Here is a 20,570-nt window from a genome sequence, read left to right as displayed (position 1 = left end):
GCCCGCTCACACAGAGCGACCTCAGGCCGGGTGAGGGGTGAGGCGGGGCACAGGGCGAAGGTCACATACGAGGGTGGACCGTAGTCCCGGGGCGGGTGGGGGTGTGGGTTGGGGGGTGTGGGTGGGGGTGTCTACGAGGGGTGTTCGTATCGGGGGTGGTTGCCGGCGGGTTGGGGGTCGGGTGATGGTGGTGAGGTCGCCGAGCGGCGGATCCGGGTTCACTTCGGTCGGGTCGTGTCGCTGTCCCGGCCCCGTGGTCACCGTCGTTGTGGTGTGGTGGGGTTCGGTGGGGTGACGGTCCTGTTCCCGACGGAAGGTTCCGTTGTCGTGTCCCGCTTCGCCCTGCGTTCCATCTCCGCTTCCAAGAAGGCCGTCACCGCCTCCGTCGTGGGACTGGCCGCCGCCGGCTCCCTCCTCGCCGCCGTGCCCGCCCAGGCCGCCCCGATGAACGCCAAGGCGATCGCCCAGCAGATGATCCCCGACCCGGCCCAGTTCGCCGCGTTCAACAACATCGTCTCCCGCGAATCCGGCTGGAACCACACCGCCACCAACACCGCCTCCGGCGCCTACGGCCTCGTCCAGGCCCTCCCCGCCTCCAAGATGGCCTCCGCCGGCTCCGACTGGAAGACCAACCCCGCCACCCAGATCAAATGGGGCCTCGACTACATGAACACCCGCTACGGCAGCCCCGTCGGCGCCTGGAACTTCTGGCAGCAGCACCACTGGTACTAAACCACCAGCCACACAGCACCACAGGCACCAGCCACACAGGCACGAGCCACACAGCGACACCCGCAAGGGCCCCGGCAACCACCGCCGGGGCCCTGCGCGCATTCCCGAACGCGCCCCCGGTGCATGGTTTCGGTGGCCGCCTGCCGGCGGCGGGCAAGTCAAAAACCTTTCCCAGGGGCGGCGGGGGAGCGGTCTCGGGCACGGTCCGTGCCCGGGTGCGGCCCGGCACCGGGCCGGGGTGGCCGCCTGCCGGCGGCGGGCGGGTCAAAAGCCTTTCCCAGGGGCGGCGCAGGGGAGCCGGGGCCTGGGGCCGTGGCCGTCCACCGGCCCACACGGGGCCGGGCCAGGTCCCCAGCACGCGACACGCCGGGACATGCCCACGGTAATCCCCACCACGCACCCAGACCGTCCGGGGCACGCACCCCACCGCACCCACCCGACGTCACCAGGCGACCGCAGACCCCACGTGCCCCACCCCGCCGCCGCAGACGGCAACGCACCACCGCCCCAGACCCCTCCCCGCCGCCACCGGGAAACGCCTTTGACCTACCCGCCGCCGCCAGGCGGCCACACCAGCCACAAACCAGCCCGCAGACGGCAACGCACCCCCACCCCGGACCTCTCCCCGCCGCCACCGGGAAACGCTTTTGACTTGCCCGCCGCCGGCAGGCGGCCACCGCAACCACCAGCCCACCCGCACCCGGGCCCGCACCCCCACCCCGCACAACCAACCCCGTCCCCCTCCCCCCTGGACGCTCGCGTATGCGGTTGGGTGTCGAGGCCATGGTCCGGGGGTGGGAGCGCGGGGTTTGCTGTGGTCCATGACGAACACGCGGAACATCGAGCGCAACACCCACCCGATCAGCACCCCCGCTCCCACCCCCACCCCCACTTCTTCCCCCACTCCCACCCCCACCCCCCTCGCCGAGCGGGCCACCCTCGTGATCGGGGGGACCGGGAAGACCGGGCGGCGGGTCGCCGAGCGGCTCGTGGGGTTGGGGGTGCCCGTGCGGGTGGGGTCCCGGAGTGGGGCGCCCGCCTTCGTGTGGGAGGACCCGAAGACCTGGGAGGCTGCCCTGGACGGGGTCGGCGCGGTGTACGTCACCTACTACCCCGACCTCGGGTTCCCCGGTGCCGCCGAGGCCGTCGGGGCGTTTTCCCGGCTGGCCGTGGAGCGAGGGGCGCGGCGGCTGGTGTTGTTGTCCGGGCGGGGCGAGGAGGGGGCGGTGGTCGGTGAGGACGCGTTGAAGGCGGCCGGGGGCGACTGGACGGTGGTGCGCGCGAACTGGTTCCACCAGAACTTCGACGAGAGCTTCTTCCTCGACCCCGTCCGTTCCGGAACCCTCGCCCTGCCGACGGGCGACGCCGTCGAGCCGTTCGTCGACGCCGGTGACATCGCGGACGTCGTCGTCGCCTCCCTCCTCGACGACGCGCACATCGGCCGCACCCACGAACTGTCCGGTCCGCGAGCCCTGTCCTTCCACGAGGTGGCCGCCGAACTGTCCGCCGCCACGGGTCGCGCCATCACGTACCTGCCCGTCACCACGGCCGAGTTCCGGGCCGGGTTGGAGGCCGAGGGGCTGCCGGGGGAGTTCGCCGACCTCTTCGAGTTGATCACCGACGGGCGCAACGCCCTGCCGACCTCCGGGGTCGAGGAGGTTCTGGGCCGCCGGCCGAGGGACTTCGCCGACTACGCTCGGGAGGTCGCCGCGACCGGCGTCTGGGGCGGTTGACCGCCCCGTCGCTCGCCGATTTTCCCCCCACCGCACGGAGAGGTTCACGCCATGGACGCGCTCGCCGGACTGCTCGAAGGCCCCAAGGCGCGGGGTGCCTTCCTCCTGAAGTCGGTCTTCGATCCGCCCTGGTCCCTGCGGGTGGAGGACCGGGCCCCGGTCTCCCTGGTCACGATGGTCCGGGGCGAGGCGTGGATCGTGCCCGACCGGGCCGAGTCGGTCCTGTTGAGGCCCGGAGACCTGGCCGTGTTGCGGGGCCCGGACGCGTACTCCATCGGCGACGACCCGGACACCCCGAATCCGATCACCGTGGGTCCCGACCAGCGGTGCGGCACGGAGGACGGCACGGACCTCACCGACACGCTGTGCGCGGGGGTGCGCAGTTGGGGCGGGCCGGCCGGTGAGGGTTCGCACGTCATGTTGAGCGGGACGTACCAGCAGCCGGGGGAGGTCGGCGGCCGGCTGCTCGCCACTCTGCCGACCGTGCTGGTCCGGCGGGCCGGCGTCGATCCGAGCCCGCTGCTCGGGTTGCTGGCGCGGGAGATCGTGCGCGACGAGATCGGCCAGGAGCTGGTGCTGGACCGGCTGTTGGACCTGTTGTTCGTGAGCGTGGTGCGCGAGTGGCTGGCCGAGGCGCGGGCCGGTGTACCGGGGTGGCACCAGGCTCGTTCCGATGCCGTGGTCGGGCCCGCGCTGCGGCTTCTGCACGAGCGGCCGGCCGCGCCGTGGACGGTGGTGGCGCTGGCCCGTGAGGTGGGGGTGTCGCGCTCCTCCCTCGCGCGCCGGTTCACGGATCTGGTGGGGGAGCCGCCGATGGCGTACCTCGCGTCCTGGCGGCTGACCCTGGCCGCGGATCTGTTGCGGGAGCCGGAGGCGACGGTGGCGGGGGTCGCCCGCCGTGTCGGGTACGGCACCCCGTTCGCGCTCAGCACCGCGTTCAAACGCGTGCGCGGCATCAGCCCCAGCGAACACCGGGAGGGGGCGCCGTCCGCCGCGCCGGCGCGGCCCGCGCACCCGCCGCGCACGGTGGTCCTCGACGACTGACGCGGGCCACGGGGTTGCCGGGCTGTGGGTGAGGCCGGTGGCCCGGCGCAGGCCGCGGGTGGGGTGGCGCGCCGCCGCAGCGTGTACCGGCAGGTGGGCCAACAACGGTCGAAACCTCTTCCTCCACGGTGGCCACACCACCCGCCGGCGAGCGGATCCGTGAGGTTTCGGGCCGGGTCGCGAGGAAGCCGTGTGGGGGCGGGCGGTGTCGCGTACGCTCGCGGCGTTCGTCCGGCCGCCCATTCCGTCCGTCCCGTCCGTCCCGTCCGTCCGTGAGGAGATCGCCATCGAGAGCGAGAGCGGGAGCGCGCGCTCGGCGGGGCCCGGCCCCGGGGCCGGGCGGTACGCCGTGCCCGTCGACGTGCACGTGATCCTGCGGCGCGAAGGGCCCGCCGGGCCCGAGGTGTTGCTGACTCGGCGGGCCGGCCCGGTCTACGCCTCGGGCATGTGGCACCTGCCCTCCGGCCACCTCGACGGGCCGCACGAGGACGTCGTGCGCGCGGCGATCCGCGAGGCCCGCGAGGAGACCGGGGTACGGCTCGCGCGGGCGGGGCTGCGGGCCGCCGTGACCGTGCACCACCGGGCGCCCAAGGGCTCCGCGCGGATCGGTGTCTTCTTCGAGGCCGAGGCATGGCAGGGCCGGCCCGAGATCACCGAACCCGACCGGTGCGACGGCATGGGCTGGTTCGGGCCCGACCGGTGGCCCGAACCGATGGTGGCCTACTGCCGGGCCGGTCTGACCGCCTGGCTCGCCGGCGACACCTTCGCCGTCCACTTCCAGCACCCCGGGGAGCGCGTGGACCAGGGTCCCCCGGGGTGAGTGTCGGGAAGGTGCGCCGTCAGGGGACGGGGGTGACGGACAGGGTCTGCTCGGCCGCCGTCCGGCCCGCGCCGTCCGGGTCCCCGGACACGTCCGTCCAGCCCCGCACCGGCGCGGTCTCGGCGGTCCGGCCGCTCGCGCCCGACACCGCCAACGTCAGCCCGCTGTAGCGGTTGACCAGCCGGAACGCGCCCGTGGCCCGCCCGTCGGCGCCCGTGGTCGGGATCACCCACCACTGTTGCCCGACCGTCGGACCGGAGGCCGGCGCCGGGGTCGCCGTCGGCTTCGCGCCCCACGCCCGCCCCGCGTTCCGCGTGGCGTCCACGCCGAGCAGGGCGCCGGAGGACGCGTTCACGATCCGGTACGAGCCGTCACCGTTGGCCCGGAACGTCCAGCGGGCCAGGGCCGATCCGCCCGCTCCCGTCGTCGAGCCGACCGCGGACTTCCCGGCTGTCTGCGCCAGCAGCCGGCCGCCGGCCCCGATGGTGTGGGTGCGGCCCGAGACCACCGGGGCCGCCGGGGCGGTGGTGTCGAGGACCGTGTCGTAGTACTCGCCGTCCGCTCCGTCGGAGCAGAAGAAGGAGCAGTACGAGCGGAAGGACCTGCCCACGATCGACCCGCCGGTCCGGCTCACGGGGTCCAGCGTCCACCGGTACCAGGACGCGGACCGGTAGGCGCCCGAGTCGCCGATCAGCCGCCATTTCTGGGTGGCCAGGTTGTCGGTCGCGTAGAACCGCTGCGGTTCGCTGCCGTCCTGCCGCACCGATTCCGGCTGGCCCACGTACAGGCCCAGGTGCGCGTCCCAGGCGATGTTCATCACCAGCAGGTCCGACTTGGCGGGCAGGACACCCGCGTCCTGCTGCTGCTTCACCGTGCCGGTGCGGGACGGCAGGTAGTCGGCGGACGGGGGCGTGTAGCCCAGCGGGTGCGCCGCGTCCACCGGCACCATGTTGCTCTCCAGGCCGCCCGTGCCCGGTTGTGACCAGGCCCCGTCGTACCACTTGCGCCACGAGCCGGGCGCCATCTTGCCCGACATCGGAGCGCGCGCCACGTGCGCCCGGCTGCCGTCCGTCCAGCCGCCGGAGACCCCGCCCTTGGGGATGATCCGCGAGTTGTAGAACACGTAGAAGTACCCGGACGCGGAGTCCACGAAGAGCCGCGGGTCGCCGTTGCCGTAGTGGTACGTCTGGTTCGGGAAGGTGCCGGTGTCCCCGCGCACGGTCGGGTAGGGCGAGGTCAGCACGTGGTCCCGGATGCTCCAGGTGCGGCCCTTGTCGCGGGAGACGGCGTAGTCGATCGCGTCGTAGTGCAGGCCGTCGCCGAAGGGACGCGGGGTGAACTCGTTGTGGACCAGCCCGTACCAGTCCCCGGTGTCCGGGTCCACCCAGACGCCCATCAGGTCGCAGTAGTTGCGCTGGGAGTAGCCGGAGCCGGGGGCCGGGGTGGCCTCGCGGCCGGTGGGGCTGTTGTCGCAGCGCCAGGTGGTGTCGTCGTTGCGGTCCTGCGGGTTGTTCGGGTCGGCGGCGTTCTCCAGGGCCTTGTCGGGGGTCGCGGAGTCGAAGTCGCGGCCCTTGCGGAAGACCCAGGCGCGGTCGTCGGCGGCCCCGTAGAGGGCGTGCGCGGACTGGTAGCGGAAGGTGCCGTCGGTGTCGACGAAGGGGTGGGCCGGGGTGTCGTCGGGGTCGTTCCAGGGGCCCTTGGCGCCGATGGAGACGGTGATCGTCGGATCCGCGACGGCGGAGGCGGAGCTGGGGGCCGGGCTCGGGGCGGGGCCGGCGGCCGAGGGGGAGGTCAGCAGCGAGGCCGACAGGGCGGCGCAGGCCCCGAGGAGCACGGCGGCGCGCAGCCGTGCGGGGCGCCTTCGGGCACCGGTGGGGCGGACGGACACGGACACGGTCACTCCTTCCGGTCCCGGACACCGGTGGGGGCCCGGGCGGGGGGTGGGGGAGCGGACGGGGGCACGTGCGGTCGTGCGGTCGTTCGGGGACGGCGGCCGACGGGGGCGGGGTGGGCGTGGGGGAGTCGGGGTTCCCAGCGGCCGGCGAATTGGTTTGAATGTAATCCGAACAAATGACGGAGTGTCAAGGTGTCGCGCCTTCGGCCCTGTTCACCGCCTCGTCATCGACCGCCGTCGCGCCCCGCGCATCCGCCCGTCCGCCCGCTTGCCGACCGATCGGAGGACCCTTGACCGAGCGATCCCGCCCACCCCGACCCCGACCCTGTCCCCCCGGCGACCTCCCGGACGGGCCCGTCCGGGGGCGCGGCGCCGGTCGCCGCACCGACCTGGGACTCGTGCTGCGCGCCCTGCGCGACCGGGGCCCGCGCACCCGCGCCGGCCTCGCCGCCGACACCCGACTGCCCAAACCCACGATCACCGGCCTGGTCGCCGAACTCGTCGCCCTCGGCCTGGTCGCCGAGGGCGAGGCACGACGGGAGGCCGGCGTGGGGCGCCCGGGCACCCTCCTGCACCTCGACGGCCGGCACCTGTGCGGCCTCGGACTGGAGATCGGCACCGGCTGGGTGCGCCTGCTCGCCCGTACCCCGACCGGCGACACGCCCGTCGACGTGCGCCGGCCCGCCCCCCTCGCGACGAGCGGCCCGGGGGCGGCCCTGGACCTGGCGGCCGACACCCTCCGGGAGGCCCTCGACGCACTCGAACGGCACGGGGTGCGGCCCGTCGGGCTGGTCGTGGCCGTTCCCGGCATCGTCGACACCGGACGCGGCGTGGCGCGCTACGCCCCCGCGCTGGGTTGGCGCGAGGTCCCCGTGGCCGCCGGCCTGCGCGCCCGGCTCGCCGACCTCGCCCCCGACGCGCTCCCCGACCCGGTGGTCGAGAACGACGCGAAACTCACCGCGCTCGCCGAGTACGCGCTGGTCCGGGAGGAGGGGGTGCACGACATGGTGTCCCTGACCGGCGAACGGGGCGTGGGCGCCGGCATCGTCAGCGGCGGCCGGCTGCTGCACGGCGCGGGCGGCTTCGCGGGGGAGGTCGGGCATCTGCCGCTGGACCCGCGCGGCCGGCCCTGCGTCTGCGGGCGCACGGGCTGTTGGGAGCGGGCCGTCGGACTGGACGCTGTGCTGCGCCTGACCGATCCCGGGGCCGAACCGGCCCTGCGCCTGGCCGAGACGCGTCGCCGGGCCGAGGCCGGGGACCCTGAGGTCCTCGCGGTCCTGGCGGAGGTGGCCGACGATCTGGGGCGGGGCATCGCCGTGCTGGCCGGGGTGCTCGACCCGGCGCTGGTGGTCCTGGGCGGGTGGTTCGCCGACATCGGAGACCTGATGCTGGAGCGGGTCCGAGAGGTGGCCCGCGCGGGGATCGTCGCCCCGGACGCGGCGGGCTGCGAGATCCGGCTCTCGACCCTGGGGTTCACGGCGGCCGCGCGCGGTGGCGGGGACCTCGCGCTCGCCCGGGTGCTCGACGACCCGACCTCGCTGCGTACACCTTCCCGGCCCGGGGCGACCGGCTCGGGGTGACGTGGCCGACACGGAAGGCGGGTTCGCTCGGGGACCGTGCGGGTGCGCTTTCCGCCCGCACGGTCCCGGCCGGTCGGCCCGGGCGGGGTCAGCGGCGCGTGCGCAGGCGGGACAACAGGCGGGAGATGCGGGCGCGTTGGCGGGGATCGGCCGCCGCGCGCCGGGCGGAGGTGATGGTCCGCTGCCCACGCGGGCTGCGAACGAAGCGCTGGACTCGACTCAACAGGGACATGCTGCCTCCTCCTTCGGGCCGTCACCGCCCGTGTACCCGGTGCGGCCCCGCCCATGTGTCGCGCGCCGCACCGGAGTTCGGGAGATCGACCCCGGGGTGCAGGGGCAGCCGCGGGTGGTCGTGGGGGCCGCCGCCGGCGTGGTGTCCCATGCGTGACAGCGGCAGCTCGGCGCGTCGGTCACCAGGGGGTCGGGTGTTCCGGTGACCGGTCCCAGTGGACCAGTGCGGCCGTCATGCGCAGCCGGTCGGGCCGGCCGGTGAGGCGGCTCGCGCGTTCCCCGGGGGCCCGGACGCGGTCGGCGAACGCGGACAGCTCGGGCAGCAGCCCGCCCAGGGCCCGCGCCGGTTCGGGATCCGCGCCGTCCGTCGCGAGGTACGCGTCGACATGGGGGCCGACGGCCCGTTCCCAGTCCCGCAGCCCCGCGACGGCGGCCTCCTCGGCGGGGGTCGCGGGCCGGCAGGACAGCAGCACCACCAGCGCGCGGTGTTCCCGGTGCAGGTCCGGGCCCGCCCAACGGGGCGCGTCCGCGCGGGCCCGGTCGGCGGCGCGGGGGGTGCGGCGGTGCTCGGCGTGCTTCTCGACGTACCGGCGGCGCGCGAACGCCTCCCGCTCGGCGGTGCGGGCGTTCCGGCCGCGTTCCAGGACCTCCAGGGCCCTGAGCATGGCGCCAGGGTCCCGCCGCAGATCCCCGAACCGGCTCAGCGTCCGGTGGGTCCAGGTGAACCCGAAGGGCCGGTACAGCACGATGGCGCTGCTCAGGGCGGATCCCCGGCGGGCGGCCGGCAGGCTCTCGTCGCGGACCCGGCGCGCGTGGACGGCGAAGCTCACGCCACCCGCCCGTGCCCGCGTGCGCGCCGGAGCGCGAGGAACGAGAGGAAGGGGACAGGCCCGATCGTCGCGCCGTCGAGCGCGGGGCACACGGGGGAGTCGTTCACGGCGCCCATCGTAGGCAGCCGGGCATCGGGGACCACGCGTCGCCCCCGATCGGACCGGGCCGTGCGCGGGAGGGGGCCGACACGCCGACGAACGGCCCCGTGCGCGGAGCGACGGGCACCGGTCCGCGTCACGATGACCACGGCGGCCCCCGCCCGCCCGGCCGCCGACCCCCGTCCCGCCCCCGTCCCTCCCGGCGCCCCGCGTCCGGCGCCCCGCGAGGCACCGGCGGCGACGGGATCGGCCCGCACCGATGAGTTCCTCCGCGTCCGGGAGTCACCCCTACAACGACAGACGTACAGACGACCACAGACCGACCCACTCTTCTCCGGGAGCACACCATGGGCCTCATCGACCTCGAACTGTTCGCGACCCTCGACCTCGTCGGCCAGGCCCCCGGCGGCCCCGACGAGGACCCCGACGGCTTCCCTTACGGCGGCTGGCAGGCCCCCCTGTTCGACGAGGTCTCCCACGCCCAGATCCTCGCCGCCTACGAGGGCACGGACGCCCTCCTCCTCGGCCGCCGCACCTACGACATCTTCGCCGCGTACTGGCCGCACCAGAAGAGCGACGGCGAGGACGGGACGATCGCCGAGCTGTTCAACCGCGTCCCCAAGTACGTGGCCTCCCGGGGCACCCCCGATCTGTCCTGGGCGGGCAGCACGCACCTGGGCCCCGACCTGCCGCGCGCGGTCCGCGAGGTCCGGGAGCGGCACGAGAACGTCAAGGTGGTCGGCAGCCTGGACCTCGTGCGCACCCTGTTGCGCGAGCGGCTGTACGACCGGATCGACCTGTGGCTGCACCCGATCGTCCTCGGCGTCGGCAAGAAGGTCTTCGACACGGGCACCGTCCCCGCCAACCTGAACCTCCTCTCGCCCCCGGCCGCCGGCCCGAACGGCACCGTGTTCCTGCGCTACGGACTCGCCGACGGCATCCCGGGCACGGGCGACATGAGCGCCCCCGAACGCGGTCTCAGCTCCTGACCCACCCGCGTCGCCGCCGTCCCGTCCTGTGGATCACTCCTTGTGCCCGCCGCCGGACGGGGGTTGGCTGACGGGCATGGAACCACACGAGAAGATCGAGAAGGGCGCGACGGCCTGGCCCGGCGTCGCGGCGATCGCGGGGGCCACCTTCACCGTCGTCACCTCCGAACTCCTGCCCGTCGGCCTGCTCACGCCGATGGGCCGGGCCCTGGACACCTCACCGGGCACCGCCGGCCTCGCCCTCACCGCCACCGGCGTGGTCGCCGCCGTCACCGCCGTGCCCGTCACCGCCCTCTTCGGACGCACCGACCGGCGGGTGGTGCTGGCCCTGCTCACCGCCCTGGTCGGGGCCGGCAACCTGGTCGCCGGCCTCGCCCCGGGCGTCGGCGTGCTCATGATCGGACGGGTGCTCGTGGGCCTGGGCATGGGCGGGGTCTGGGCCGTCGCGGCCTCCGGACTCGCCGGCCGCCTGGTGCCCGCGCCCCGCGTCGCCGCCGCGAACTCCGTGATCTTCGGCGGGGTCGCGGTGGCCTCGGTGCTGGGGGTCCCGAGTGCCACCTACCTCGCGGAGGCGTTCGGCTGGCGGGCCCCGTTCCTGGCCGCGGGGGCGCTGGCCCTGCTGGTCGCGGGCGCGCTCCTCGTGCTGCTGCCGGCGCTGCCGGCGGCCAACGGGGTGCGGGCGGCCGCGATGGGACCGGTGGTGCGCGACCCCCGGATACGGATCCGGCTGCTGGCCATCGCCCTCCTGGTCACCGGCCATTTCGCCGCCTACACCTACGTCCGCCCCGCCCTGGAGGAGATCGCGGGAGCGTCGGCGGCCGCGGTCGGGGCCCTGCTGTTGCTCTACGGCCTGGCCGGGGTCACCGGCAACTTCCTCTCCGGGACGGTGGGGGCCCGCTCCCCGCGTCGCACCCTCGCGGTCATCGGCGTGGTCATCGCCGCCGGCGTCGCGCTGCTGCCGTGGCTCGGCGGCACCCCGCTGTCCGCCGGGATCCTGATCGGAGTCTGGGGACTGGCCTACGGCGGGGTGTCCGTCACCACCCAGAACTGGATGGCCGAAGCGGGCCGGGACGCCGACCGGGAGACCGTCTCGGCGGTGTACGTGGGCGTGTTCAACGCGGCGATCGCCGCCGGCGCCCTCATCGGCGGCCTGATCGCGGACGCCACCGGTCTGGGCGCGGTGCTCCTCATGGGCGCGGCCCTCGCCCTCGCGGCCGCCGCCGGCGGACTGCCGAGGACGGCCGGCCGGGCCCCGGAACAGGGGACGCGAACGGTGGCCCGGGGCGGCGCGGAGGAGGACGGGGAACCGGCACCGGCCGCGCGCGGCGCGGAGGAGGAGACGAGCGGGCCCGGGTCCGCGTCCGCGTGACCCGCGGTCAGGGGGCGGGGCTTGAAAGCCGGGCACGGACGGACGATGATCGACAAGTCGACCGAACCCGCCGGTCACCCGGCGCCGGGCACGGTGCCGGACGGGTGTCCGGCACCCATCCGTGAGAGGCCCGTTCGTGCCCGTCGTCATCGCCCACCTCAGCGACATCCACCTCGACGGGAGCCCCGCGGCCCTCGCCCGGACCCGCGCCGTCATGGAGTACCTGGAGGGCCTGAGCGTCGACCTCGACGCGGTGCTGGTCTCCGGGGACCTCGCCGACCACGGGACCCCGGCCGAATACGGGCAGGCGCGGGCCGCCCTGACCTCGCGACACCCCGTGGTCGCCCTGCCCGGCAACCACGACGAGCGGCGCGCCCTGCGCGTGCACCTGCGGGCGGAGGCGGCCTCCCTCGCCCCCGTGGACCAGGTCCTGCGCGGGAACGGGTTCGTGCTGGTGGCCCTGGACTCCTCCGTGCCCGGCGCCCACCACGGGCTCCTGGCCCCGGGCAGCCTGGAGTTGCTGGACCGCACCCTGAGCGGGACATCTCGGGACATACCGGTGCTCGTCGCCTTTCACCACCCGCCCGTGCCCCTGCACACCCCGTACGTGGACGGGATCCGGCTCACCGAGGTCGAGGGTCTCGCCGAGGTCGCCGACCGTCACCCGCACCTGCTGGCCTTCCTCGTGGGGCACGCGCACACGGCCGCCGCCACCACCTTCGCCGGTCGCCCCGTACTGGTCGCGCCCGGGGTGGCGAGCACGATCCGCCTGCCCTGGGAGCCGGCCCGCGACCCCGACCACCACCTGCACGAGCACCTGCCGCCGGCCGTCGCCTTCCACGTCGTCGACGAGGACGGCCGACTCACCACGCACTTCCGCCCCGTGCCCCTCCCGCCGCCCGGGCCCGGTTCCGCCACCGGGCGCGAATGAGACATGTGTCTCGTCGGACTCGCGGGTGTCGGACCCGGCGCAACTCGACGCCCACCGCCCTGACCTGCGGTGACGTCAGGTCAGGGCGGTCAAGTGGGTACACGCTGAGGCCCCGTGCGCCGTTTGGGGCCCCGGGCCCGCTCCGCATACGTTCAGAGCCGCTCGCCACCGCGGGCCCCTCCGACCGGTTCGCCGAGTCCTGCCGACGGACGGAGGGAATCGTCGCGCAAGCGCCGAAGGCAGGAGCGGGGGACCCACAGGTCTTTCGCCGGTCGACCGACCCGGGTGCTTCACCGGACGGGCGACCGGCTCGGGGTGAAGTCGCGTCACGACGCGACCGGGCAACTCATCCGCCCGAGCCCGACAGCTCACCTCGCAGGCGTCGGTGAGGAGAAGTTCCATGCTGATCTCCGGCAAGGGCAAGCACCGCAAGATGTCCAAGGCCACCCGGGTCGTCGCCCTCGCGGGCGTCGCCGGTGTCGCCGTCGCCGCGCCGCTCATGACGGCCGGCACGGCGAGCGCCGCCACGAACTCCGAGTGGGACGCGGTCGCGCAGTGCGAGTCCGGCGGCAACTGGTCCATCAACACCGGCAACGGTTTCTACGGCGGCCTCCAGTTCACGCCGTCCACCTGGGCCGCGTTCGGCGGTACCGCCTACGCCTCCAACGCCCACCTGGCGTCGAAGTCCCAGCAGATAGCGATCGCCGAGAAGGTCCTCAAGGGCCAGGGCAAGGGCGCTTGGCCGCACTGCGGCGTCGGCCTGTCGAGCGCCTCCAGCGGCGGCTCCGGCTCCTCCGGCTCGGGCTCCGGCGGTTCCTCGGAGGGCTCCGGCTCCTCCGAGAAGTCGACCTCCTCGAAGAAGAAGTCCGAGTCCTCGGGCGAGTCCCGTTCCTCCCGCTCGGCGAAGAAGTCCGAGTCGGAGGCCGAGGCCCCGACCACCCGCCCGCAGCGCTCCGCCGCCGAGGACACCCCGGCGCCCACCACCACCAAGCGCTCGGACTCCTCCGACACCTACACGGTGAAGGAGGGCGACACGCTGAACACCATCGCCGTGGCCCACGGGGTCAAGGGCGGCTGGCAGAGCCTCTTCGAGGAGAACAAGGACGTCGTCAAGGACGCCGACCTCATCTTCCCCGGCCAGAAACTGAACCTCGGCTGACGGCCCCCGGGTGTCCCGGTCCCCCGCGGACCGGGACACCCGCCCGCGTGTGCCCCGGACCGGTCCCGACCGTTCCGGGGCACACGCGTACCCCGGAGCCGTCGGCGCGTCAGCGGACGGACTCGCCTCCGCGACCGGCCGCGATCACCCCGCGCGCGGGCAACGCGACGAGCAGCGCGACCGTGACGAGGAATCCGCTCATCCAGAGCGGGCCGAGGTTCCCGGCCGCGCCGCCGAGGGTCGTCGCGGCGAGCAGGGGGCCGAGGGCGGCGCCGGCGTTGAGCGCGGCGGTCGCGTAGGCGCCGGCCATGGTGGGTGCGGCCGTCGCCTCGTGGAGAACCCGCGTGATCAGCGTGCCGCCCAGCGCGAACGACAGCGCCCCCTGGACGAACACGAGGGCGAGCAGCGCCAGCGGCTCGTGGGCCAGGCCGGCCAGGGCCGGCCAGCCGACGAGCGACAGGGGGCCGCAGACCGCGATGACCGTACCCGGGTGTCGGTCGGAGAGCCGGCCGGCGAGGGTCACCCCGGCGAAGGAACCGATGCCGAAGAGCACCAGGGCGACGGAGATCCACAACTCGTCCAGTCCGGCGGTCTCGGTCACGACGGGCGCGAGGAAGGTGAGGCCGGCGAAGGTCGCCGCGTTCACCACGGCGCCGAGCACCATGACCAGGAGCAGCCGGGGCCGCCGGAGCTGCGCGAGTTCCGATCCCAGGCCCGGCCGCTCGGCGGCGCCCTCCCGCACACCCCGTGCCGGGAAGCCCCTGACGATGCCGAAGGCCGCGGGCAGGCACAGTGCGGCGACGGCCCAGAAGACGGCCCGCCAGCCGAGCACCGAGCCGAGCACCGCCCCGCCCGGGACACCCACGACCGTGGCCACCGTGGTGCCCGACAACAGTACGGCGAGGGCCCGTCCCTTCTTGTCGGGCGGCACCAGCGCGGTGGCGGCGGTCAGCGCCACGGCGAGGAACCCGGCGTACGCCAGTGCCGCGACCCCCCGCGTCACCATCAGGACCGGGAAGTTCGAGGTGGTCGCGCCCACGACGTGGGCCACCAGGAACACGAGGACGAACCCGAGCAGGCCGGACCGGCCGGACCGGTCGCGGGCGAGAGCGGCCACGAGCGGGGCGCCGACGACCATGCCGATCGCGAACGCCGAGGTGAGCGTGCCCGCGCTCCCGACCGTCACGTCGAGGTCCGAGGCGATGTCCGGCACGAGGCCGGCGAGCATGAATTCCGAGGTGCCCATGGCGAAGACCGCCACGGCGAGCAGATACAGCGGGAGAGGCATGTCGAATGACTCCGAGGTGAGGAGAAGTACGAGAGGTTCCATCTCGTCACCGCGGTCGGCCCCGGGGCGCACGCGTCCGGCCGCGTGACGCGGCGGGACGGCAGGACTGCGAACTCAGTGGTCCAGGGGGCTGACGGCGTGACCGAAAGCCCCCACCGTGTCTGACTCAGGACTCGACATGCCCCGCACGCTACCCGACCGACGCCGCTGCGGGCACCCGCGATTCCCGGTTGCGGGCGCGCCGGCGGGGTGGGGGCGGATCGGTTTCGGTCGATCGGGCGGTGGGGGTGTGGGGGCCCGTGGTCGGTGTGTGCCGCGGGGCCGCGGCTGTGTGGCCGGGTCGGGAGTGTCGGTGCGGTGGGGGCGGGGCCTCGGGCGCGACCGTGGGATCCGCGCCACCGGGCCGGCCGGAATCCGACCCGTGGAGTTCGGCGCTTCGTGCCGGCGGTGTTACGTTCCGCACAAGAGATAGTCGAGTATCAGTTGTTGCCGACCCGCTGTGCGGCACGCCCCGTTCGAGCCCACCCGCCCGACCCCGAGCGGCGTCGGCCCGGCACGGACCCGCCGCCCGGCGCCCGTTCCACCCCCCTCCCATCCGCGCACGCTCGGCGAGGAGAAGCGATGACCGCTCCCGCGTCCACCCCCCGCATGCCGTTCGACCGTCCCAACGCACTCGACCTGCCACCCCTGTTCGACGTGCTGCGCGCCCAGGGCCCGGTCTCCCCGGTGATCACCCCCGCCGGCGACCCGGCCTGGCTCGTCACCGGCTACGAGGAGGCGCGCGCCCTCCTCGGCGACCGCCGCTTCGGCCGCTCGCACCCCGAACCCGAACACGCCTCCCGGATCTCCGAGGCCGCGATCTCCGCCGGGCCCACCGGCGAGTTCGACGCCGAGGAACGCGACCACACCCGCATGCGCAGGGTTCTCACCCCGGCCTTCTCCGTACCGCGCATGCGCCGCCTCAGCGCCCGCGTGGAACAGCTCGCCGACGAATGCCTCGACGACCTCGAAGCCGCCCGCGCCGCCTCCCCGGACGCCCCCGTCGACCTCCACGAGAACCTGTCCTTCCCGCTGCCCGTCCGGGTCATCTGCGAACTCCTCGGCGTCCCCGAGTCCGACCGCGACCTCTTCCGCTCCTGGTCCGACCGCATCGGCATCCTCGACGGGGCGCAGGACGCGCGCTCCGCGATGGCCGACTTCCAGGCGTACATGGGCCGCCTCGCCGAACACAAGCGCACCCACCCCGGGCACGACGTGGTCACCGACATCGTCGCCGTGCAGGCCGAGGACCCCACCTTCACCGAGCACGACATGACCCAGCTCGCGGCCGGTCTGCTCTTCGCCGGCCACGAGACCACGTCCACCCGCATCGACTTCGGCGTGCTGTTCCTGCTCAGCGACCCCGCGCGCCGCGACCACTTCGCCGCCGACCCCGCCGGCAACGCCCCGGCCGTGGTGGAGGAGGTGCTGCGGATGGCCGCGCCCGGCGGTCTCGGCCTGGTCCGCTACGCCCGCGAGGACGTCACGCTCGGCCCGGTCACCGTGCGACGCGGCGACGCGCTCCTCATCTCGATCAACGCCGCCAACCGGGACGGCGCCGCGTTCGAGGAACCCAACGCCTTCCGCACCGACCGCGCCCCCAACCCGCACCTGGCCTTCGGGCACGGCGGCCACTACTGCGTCGGCAACGCCCTGGCCCGCACCGAGATGCGCATCGCGCTGACCCGCCTGTTCACCCGACTGCCCGGCCTGCGCCTCGCCGTCGACCCGCACAGCCTGGCCGAACACCCGCGTCGACTCACCGGCGGCCTCACCGAGGTCCCGGTGCTGTGGTGAGGTGAGGTGAGGTGAGGTGACGGCGCGGCCTGGTCAGCCCTCGCGGTGGTGCAAGGGGGGCGCGGGCACGGGCAGGGGGTGGGCGGCGGCCGGCGCGAGTCCGTCGACCACCAGCGCCACGTACCGCCGCCACCCGTCCGACCCCGGCCGCACCGTCCACAGCACGCCGATCAGCATCACCGTGATCCGCCGCAGGTCCTCGGCCACGAGATCCTCCCGGAGCACCCCGGCGGCCCGCCCGCGTTCGGCGACCCGTTCCAGCACGGCGAAGAACGGGTCGCCGGTCGAGGAGGACAGCACCCCCGCGTCCCGGGCCGCGATCAGCACGTGATGGTCCCGGGCCACCGCCGCCACCGCCGCCTCGAGGACGAGGATCAGGCCGCGTCGCGGATCCTCGTCCCGCAGGGCCCGCTCGGCGGCGGGCAGCACGTCGTCCTGGAACCGCCGGTCCAACACGGCCCGCAACAGCGCGCCCTTGTCCGGGAAGCGCCGGAACAGCGTGGCGATGCCGACCCCCGCCACCCGGGCCACCTCGTCCAGGGGCGCCTCCGGCCCCTGCTCGGCGTAGACCACGCGCGCCGCCGCCACGATCCGCGCCGCGTTCCGCGCGGCATCGGCCCGCAAGGGCCTGCCGTTCTCCCCGCCCACCCGCTCCACCCCAGCCCACTCCTCGCCCGTCACCGGCCGGCGCCCACCACGCGAAACCCCCGCACCCCCGGCCCCCCACCACCGTAGCCCCCTCGGCGGGCCGGCCGCTCGCCGGACCGGATGCGGGACGGCGGCACACCCCAACAACCCCATGTGACAGAACAGTTGCCCCGTCCGTCCGTGTTTGGCAGACTCGCGGCGATCACTGACGATCTTCACGGGGGGACACAACGTGAGCTTTCGCATGTCCGCGTTCCGACGCACCGCCGTCGTCCTGGCCGCGCTGGCGCTGCCCTTCACCGGAGCCCTCGCGGGCGCGGGGACGGCCCAGGCCGCGCCGGTGCCGCAGGGCGAGTTCAACTGGTCCGGCGACCAGGGCGACGGGTTCGAAGACCAGGCCGCCTGGTACAACCCGAAGCTGGGCGACACCATCGACGTCACCGCCTCGGCCGACCGCAACTCCCTGCACGCCGTCGTCACCCGGCCCGGGGGCGCCCCCTGGACCTTCGACATCGCGGCCCCGACCGGGCAGCAACTCGCGGTCGGCAATTACGGCGACGCCGTCCGCACCCCGAGCACGCCCGGCACCCCGTCGGACGTGCCCACCCTGTTCGCCAACGGCCCCTTCGGCGGCTGCGCCACCCTCACCGGCGGGTTCGGCATCACGGAACTGGTCTTCGGCGAGAACGGGGCGGTCGAGAAGCTCCGGATCGACTACAACCAGAAGTGCGAGGACCGCGGCCCGCTGCGCGGCTACCTGATGGCGGACGGCACCGTCCCGCCCAAGCCGATGACCGTCGGCATGACGATCAAGGCCGCCGGGAAGCTCACCAAGGGCAAGGCCACCATCAGCGGCAAGGTCACCTGCACCAAGCCGGCGCGCGTCCGGGTCTTCGGATCGGCCTCCCAGGAGCAGCCGCTGTTCGTCCAGGGCGGATTCCGCACCGAAGTGGACTGCGTGCCCGGCAAGAACGTCCCCTGGTCCGCGCAGGTCCAGGTGCACACCCCGGTGACGGACAAGCCCTTCATCCGCTCCGAGCGGCTCGCGGTCTTCGGCAACGTCGCCGCCACCGACCCCGACCTGAACACCACCGTCTACGGCGACGCGAACAAGTGGGTCACCTTCTGACCCGTCGATCGGCGGTGAAGCGGGGCGGTACCGGCGTGCTGCCGGTGCCGTCCCGCTCCGCGTTCGCCTCACTCGATGAACAGGCTCATCCCCGGAGCGGGTCTCAGTGCCTGCCCCGGCAGCACGACGGCGGTCACCCGCCCGTCGCAGAAGGGGCCGGACCACACATGCGCCGGCGTGTCGGTCAGGTTGATCACCTCGGACGGCGCGAAGTCCCCCAAGGGCAGACAACCTGAGGGATCCCGGTGGGCCGCCCCGTCGATCCTGAGCACTCCGTGCGCCGCCTGCGCGCTGCCCGGTGTCGAGAGCACCGAGAGCAACGCCACCGCGCACGCCCCGAGGGCCCGCGCCCCGCGTCCTGTGCCACGCATCTGTCGTTCACCTGCCTGTTCCGTCACGTTCCGTACCGCTCGCATCGCCAAAGGTAGTCGACCGTCACGGAACGTGACAGGGCGTGCGGTGGTGAACGGCGGGCGCGCGATGCGCCCGGGGCTCGGGTGACGGGCGCGCTCAGGCCCCGAAGTCCGGCAGGATCAGCGAACCGTCCTCGGCCAGGGTGAAGCCCGGATTGTGCGCGACCTCCCAGGCGTGCCCGTCCGGGTCGGTGAAGACGCCGGAGTGGAAGCCGATCGGGTTCCGGCCGGCGGGCCGGGTGACGGTGCCGCCGGCGCGGGCGGCGGCCGCGAGGAGTTCGTCGACCTCCGCGTCCGTGCGCACGTTGTGGGCCAGGGCGATCCCGCCGAAGCCGGCGCCCTCCGGGGCCGGTTCCAGTCCGCAGTCCGCGGCGAGTCTGTGCCGGTCCCACAACACCAGGGCCAGGCCGCCGGCCTGGTGGAAGACGGTCTCCTCCACCTCCGTCCCGCGCCAGCCCAAGGCGGCGTAGAAGCGGCGGGCGCGGTCGAGGTCGGCGACCCCGAGGGTGATCAGACTGATCCGTTGTTCCATGGCCACAGGATCTCAGGACGGGCCGGCGGAGGGCTCGCCCGCGGGCGGCGCGTCGGTCCTGGGCAGGTCGTAGACGTGCTCCGGGGTGACCACCTGGGTGACGGCCTTCCCGAGCAGGGTGCTCGGCGCTACCCCGTCGTGGGTGATGTCCGTGTTCAGCGTCGCCACCAGGGTGGCCTTCGCCTCCGGCAGGTACAGCACCAGGGTCTGGTAGCCCGGCAGCGAACCGTTGTGCCCGATCCAGCCGTCCACGTCGAACAGGCCGAGTCCGTACGTGGCCCCGGGCTCCGTGGTCGCGCGACCCTGTAGGCGTTCGGCCTGCGTCCGCGGGCTCAGGAGCGTGCCCGTGGCCAGCACCCGGGCCCAGGTCCGCAGGTCGTTCAGGTCCGAGATCATCGCCCCGGCCGCCCATCCCCAGGACGGATTCCAGTCGGTGGCCGTCTCGACCCGACCGGAGGCCGTCTGGTCCGTGTACCCCTGGGCATGCGGGTCGGGGAACGCGGCGTCGGTGGGGAACGTGGTGTGCGTCAGACCCGCCGGGCGCGCCACCTCGCGCTCCACGTACTCGTTCAGGGGCGTGCCGCTCGCCTTCTCCACCACCAGCCCGAGCAGGATCGTGTTGGTGTTGCAGTACTCGAACCGCGCGCCGGGGGCGAAGCCCACCGGGTGCGCGAACGCGTAGTCCAGCAGCTCCCGGGGCGTGAAGGAACGTTTCGGGTCACCCATGAGGGCCTTGGCGAAGCCCTCGTCGGCGGAGTAGTTGAACAGGCCGCTGCGCATGTCGGCGAGGTCGCGCAACGTGATCCGGTCCCCGTTCGGGACACCGGACACCCATCGGCCGACGGGATCGTCCAAGCCGACCTTGCCCTGGTCGACGAGGCGCAGCAGGGCCGTCACCGTGAACGTCTTCGTCACACTGCCGATGCGGTGGTACAGGTCCGTCCTCATCGCCGCGCCGGTCGCCTTGTCGGCGACGCCGAACGCCCGCGTGTACTCGCCCTTGCCGGGCGCCGACAGACTCACCACGATCCCCGGCACCCCGGTCTCGGCCCGCACCCGCTCCACCGCCGCGTCCAGCCGGGCGGCCGTCGCCGCGTCCAGACGCGGGAAGCCGGCGGGCACGGCGGGCGCCGACCCGGTGGTGGCCGAGGGGCTCGGATCCGGTGGCGCGGCGAACGCGGTGCCCGAGGCGAGCGGTGTCGCCAACAGCCCCGCCACCACCACACCGATCGCGGCCCGACGCGCCCGCGCACTCGTCGTCGACTTCGTCACGGCAGCCTCCCCGCCAGGACGGACGGCCCCCTCCGCCCAGA

Annotated in this window: 19 protein-coding genes and 1 riboswitch; of the genes, 11 read left to right on the top strand and 8 right to left on the bottom strand. The window is 74.4% G+C overall.

Annotation, left to right across the window (positions count from 1 at the left end; all coding sequences use genetic code 11):
- Positions 1-327 precede the first annotated feature (327 nt).
- From ACN20G_RS27825 to ACN20G_RS27810, 4 genes are all read left to right on the top strand, one after another.
- Positions 328-732 (top strand): transglycosylase SLT domain-containing protein, encoded by a 405-nt coding sequence (locus ACN20G_RS27825; RefSeq protein WP_424215958.1) that lies wholly within the window; start codon positions 328-330, stop codon positions 730-732.
- Between the two features lie 821 nt (positions 733-1,553).
- Positions 1,554-2,465 (top strand): NmrA family transcriptional regulator, encoded by a 912-nt coding sequence (locus tag ACN20G_RS27820; protein WP_424215957.1) that lies wholly within the window; start codon positions 1,554-1,556, stop codon positions 2,463-2,465.
- Between the two features lie 51 nt (positions 2,466-2,516).
- Positions 2,517-3,509 carry an AraC family transcriptional regulator gene (locus ACN20G_RS27815; protein ID WP_424215956.1) on the top strand — a complete coding sequence of 331 codons (993 nt, stop codon included), beginning with the start codon at positions 2,517-2,519 and terminating at the stop codon, positions 3,507-3,509.
- Positions 3,510-3,714: 205 nt separating this feature from the next.
- Entirely contained in the window at positions 3,715-4,329 is a 615-nt protein-coding gene (locus ACN20G_RS27810; RefSeq protein WP_424215955.1) for an NUDIX hydrolase, read from the top strand.
- 19 nt (positions 4,330-4,348) lie between these two features.
- Here the strand turns inward: ACN20G_RS27810 and ACN20G_RS27805 are convergent, their stop codons facing one another.
- Positions 4,349-6,223 (bottom strand): RICIN domain-containing protein, encoded by a 1,875-nt coding sequence (locus ACN20G_RS27805; RefSeq protein WP_424215954.1) that lies wholly within the window; start codon positions 6,221-6,223, stop codon positions 4,349-4,351.
- Between the two features lie 290 nt (positions 6,224-6,513).
- On the opposite strand from ACN20G_RS27805, the gene ACN20G_RS27800 reads away from it, so the two are divergent.
- The gene (locus tag ACN20G_RS27800) at positions 6,514-7,803 is read left to right on the top strand and encodes an ROK family transcriptional regulator (RefSeq protein WP_424215953.1); all 1,290 of its coding nucleotides are present in this window, start codon (positions 6,514-6,516) and stop codon (positions 7,801-7,803) included.
- A gap of 88 nt (positions 7,804-7,891) precedes the next feature.
- Here ACN20G_RS27800 and ACN20G_RS27795 read toward each other — a convergent pair whose 3' ends face one another.
- Positions 7,892-8,035, bottom strand: coding sequence for a hypothetical protein (locus tag ACN20G_RS27795; protein ID WP_424215952.1), 144 nt, complete (start codon positions 8,033-8,035; stop codon positions 7,892-7,894).
- Between the two features lie 178 nt (positions 8,036-8,213).
- Positions 8,214-8,864 carry a hypothetical protein gene (locus ACN20G_RS27790; RefSeq protein ID WP_424215951.1) on the bottom strand — a complete coding sequence of 217 codons (651 nt, stop codon included), beginning with the start codon at positions 8,862-8,864 and terminating at the stop codon, positions 8,214-8,216.
- Between the two features lie 446 nt (positions 8,865-9,310).
- On the opposite strand from ACN20G_RS27790, the gene ACN20G_RS27785 reads away from it, so the two are divergent.
- From ACN20G_RS27785 to ACN20G_RS27770, 4 genes are all read left to right on the top strand, one after another.
- A complete protein-coding gene (locus ACN20G_RS27785; RefSeq protein WP_424215950.1) occupies positions 9,311-9,952 on the top strand; it encodes a dihydrofolate reductase family protein in 642 nt (213 codons plus the stop codon).
- A gap of 76 nt (positions 9,953-10,028) precedes the next feature.
- Positions 10,029-11,321, top strand: a complete 1,293-nt coding sequence (locus tag ACN20G_RS27780; protein WP_424215949.1) for an MFS transporter — start codon at positions 10,029-10,031, stop codon at positions 11,319-11,321.
- 136 nt (positions 11,322-11,457) lie between these two features.
- The gene (locus ACN20G_RS27775; protein ID WP_424215948.1) at positions 11,458-12,252 is read left to right on the top strand and encodes a metallophosphoesterase; all 795 of its coding nucleotides are present in this window, start codon (positions 11,458-11,460) and stop codon (positions 12,250-12,252) included.
- Positions 12,253-12,473: 221 nt separating this feature from the next.
- Positions 12,474-12,649, top strand: a riboswitch (cyclic di-AMP (ydaO/yuaA leader).
- Positions 12,650-12,652: 3 nt separating this feature from the next.
- The gene (locus tag ACN20G_RS27770) at positions 12,653-13,411 is read left to right on the top strand and encodes a transglycosylase family protein (protein WP_424215947.1); all 759 of its coding nucleotides are present in this window, start codon (positions 12,653-12,655) and stop codon (positions 13,409-13,411) included.
- A 109-nt stretch (positions 13,412-13,520) separates the two neighbouring features.
- Here the strand turns inward: ACN20G_RS27770 and ACN20G_RS27765 are convergent, their stop codons facing one another.
- The gene (locus ACN20G_RS27765; RefSeq protein ID WP_424215946.1) at positions 13,521-14,699 is read right to left on the bottom strand and encodes a Cmx/CmrA family chloramphenicol efflux MFS transporter; all 1,179 of its coding nucleotides are present in this window, start codon (positions 14,697-14,699) and stop codon (positions 13,521-13,523) included.
- A 621-nt stretch (positions 14,700-15,320) separates the two neighbouring features.
- Between ACN20G_RS27765 and ACN20G_RS27760 the strand changes: the two genes are divergently transcribed.
- Entirely contained in the window at positions 15,321-16,535 is a 1,215-nt protein-coding gene (locus ACN20G_RS27760) for a cytochrome P450 (RefSeq protein ID WP_424215945.1), read from the top strand.
- A gap of 33 nt (positions 16,536-16,568) precedes the next feature.
- Here the strand turns inward: ACN20G_RS27760 and ACN20G_RS27755 are convergent, their stop codons facing one another.
- Positions 16,569-17,216: a TetR/AcrR family transcriptional regulator gene (locus tag ACN20G_RS27755; RefSeq protein ID WP_424215944.1), complete on the bottom strand. Its 648-nt coding sequence runs from the start codon at positions 17,214-17,216 to the stop codon at positions 16,569-16,571.
- Positions 17,217-17,427: 211 nt separating this feature from the next.
- On the opposite strand from ACN20G_RS27755, the gene ACN20G_RS27750 reads away from it, so the two are divergent.
- A complete protein-coding gene (locus ACN20G_RS27750; RefSeq protein ID WP_424215943.1) occupies positions 17,428-18,312 on the top strand; it encodes a hypothetical protein in 885 nt (294 codons plus the stop codon).
- 68 nt (positions 18,313-18,380) lie between these two features.
- On the opposite strand, the gene ACN20G_RS27745 is transcribed toward ACN20G_RS27750, so the two are convergent.
- From ACN20G_RS27745 to ACN20G_RS27735, 3 genes are all read right to left on the bottom strand, one after another.
- Entirely contained in the window at positions 18,381-18,683 is a 303-nt protein-coding gene (locus ACN20G_RS27745; protein WP_424215942.1) for a hypothetical protein, read from the bottom strand.
- A gap of 139 nt (positions 18,684-18,822) precedes the next feature.
- On the bottom strand, positions 18,823-19,257 hold the full coding sequence (locus ACN20G_RS27740; protein ID WP_424215941.1) for a VOC family protein: 435 nt from the start codon (positions 19,255-19,257) through the stop codon (positions 18,823-18,825).
- A gap of 12 nt (positions 19,258-19,269) precedes the next feature.
- Positions 19,270-20,529, bottom strand: a complete 1,260-nt coding sequence (locus ACN20G_RS27735; protein ID WP_424215940.1) for a serine hydrolase domain-containing protein — start codon at positions 20,527-20,529, stop codon at positions 19,270-19,272.
- Between the last annotated feature and the right edge of the window lie 41 nt (positions 20,530-20,570).

Origin of the sequence: Streptomyces dryopteridis, from assembly GCF_049606955.1 — a bacterium.
Classification (GTDB): Bacteria; Actinomycetota; Actinomycetes; order Streptomycetales; family Streptomycetaceae; genus Streptomyces.
Note: the sequence above shows the minus strand (reverse complement) of the source record. Positions and strands in the feature narration are given on the sequence as shown.

Excerpts from the sequence above, each read along its gene's own strand:
- ACN20G_RS27765 (WP_424215946.1), bottom strand. The coding sequence starts at position 14,699 with ATGCCTCTCCCGCTGTATCTGCTCGCCGTGGCGGTCTTCGCCATGGGC.
- ACN20G_RS27795 (WP_424215952.1), bottom strand. The coding sequence starts at position 8,035 with ATGTCCCTGTTGAGTCGAGTCCAGCGCTTCGTTCGCAGCCCGCGTGGG.
- ACN20G_RS27745 (WP_424215942.1), bottom strand. The coding sequence starts at position 18,683 with ATGCGTGGCACAGGACGCGGGGCGCGGGCCCTCGGGGCGTGCGCGGTG.
- ACN20G_RS27750 (WP_424215943.1), top strand. The coding sequence starts at position 17,428 with ATGTCCGCGTTCCGACGCACCGCCGTCGTCCTGGCCGCGCTGGCGCTG.
- ACN20G_RS27820 (WP_424215957.1), top strand. The coding sequence starts at position 1,554 with ATGACGAACACGCGGAACATCGAGCGCAACACCCACCCGATCAGCACC.
- ACN20G_RS27760 (WP_424215945.1), top strand. The coding sequence starts at position 15,321 with ATGACCGCTCCCGCGTCCACCCCCCGCATGCCGTTCGACCGTCCCAAC.
- ACN20G_RS27770 (WP_424215947.1), top strand. The coding sequence starts at position 12,653 with ATGCTGATCTCCGGCAAGGGCAAGCACCGCAAGATGTCCAAGGCCACC.
- ACN20G_RS27785 (WP_424215950.1), top strand. The coding sequence starts at position 9,311 with ATGGGCCTCATCGACCTCGAACTGTTCGCGACCCTCGACCTCGTCGGC.
- ACN20G_RS27740 (WP_424215941.1), bottom strand. The coding sequence starts at position 19,257 with ATGGAACAACGGATCAGTCTGATCACCCTCGGGGTCGCCGACCTCGAC.
- ACN20G_RS27815 (WP_424215956.1), top strand. The coding sequence starts at position 2,517 with ATGGACGCGCTCGCCGGACTGCTCGAAGGCCCCAAGGCGCGGGGTGCC.
- ACN20G_RS27780 (WP_424215949.1), top strand. The coding sequence starts at position 10,029 with ATGGAACCACACGAGAAGATCGAGAAGGGCGCGACGGCCTGGCCCGGC.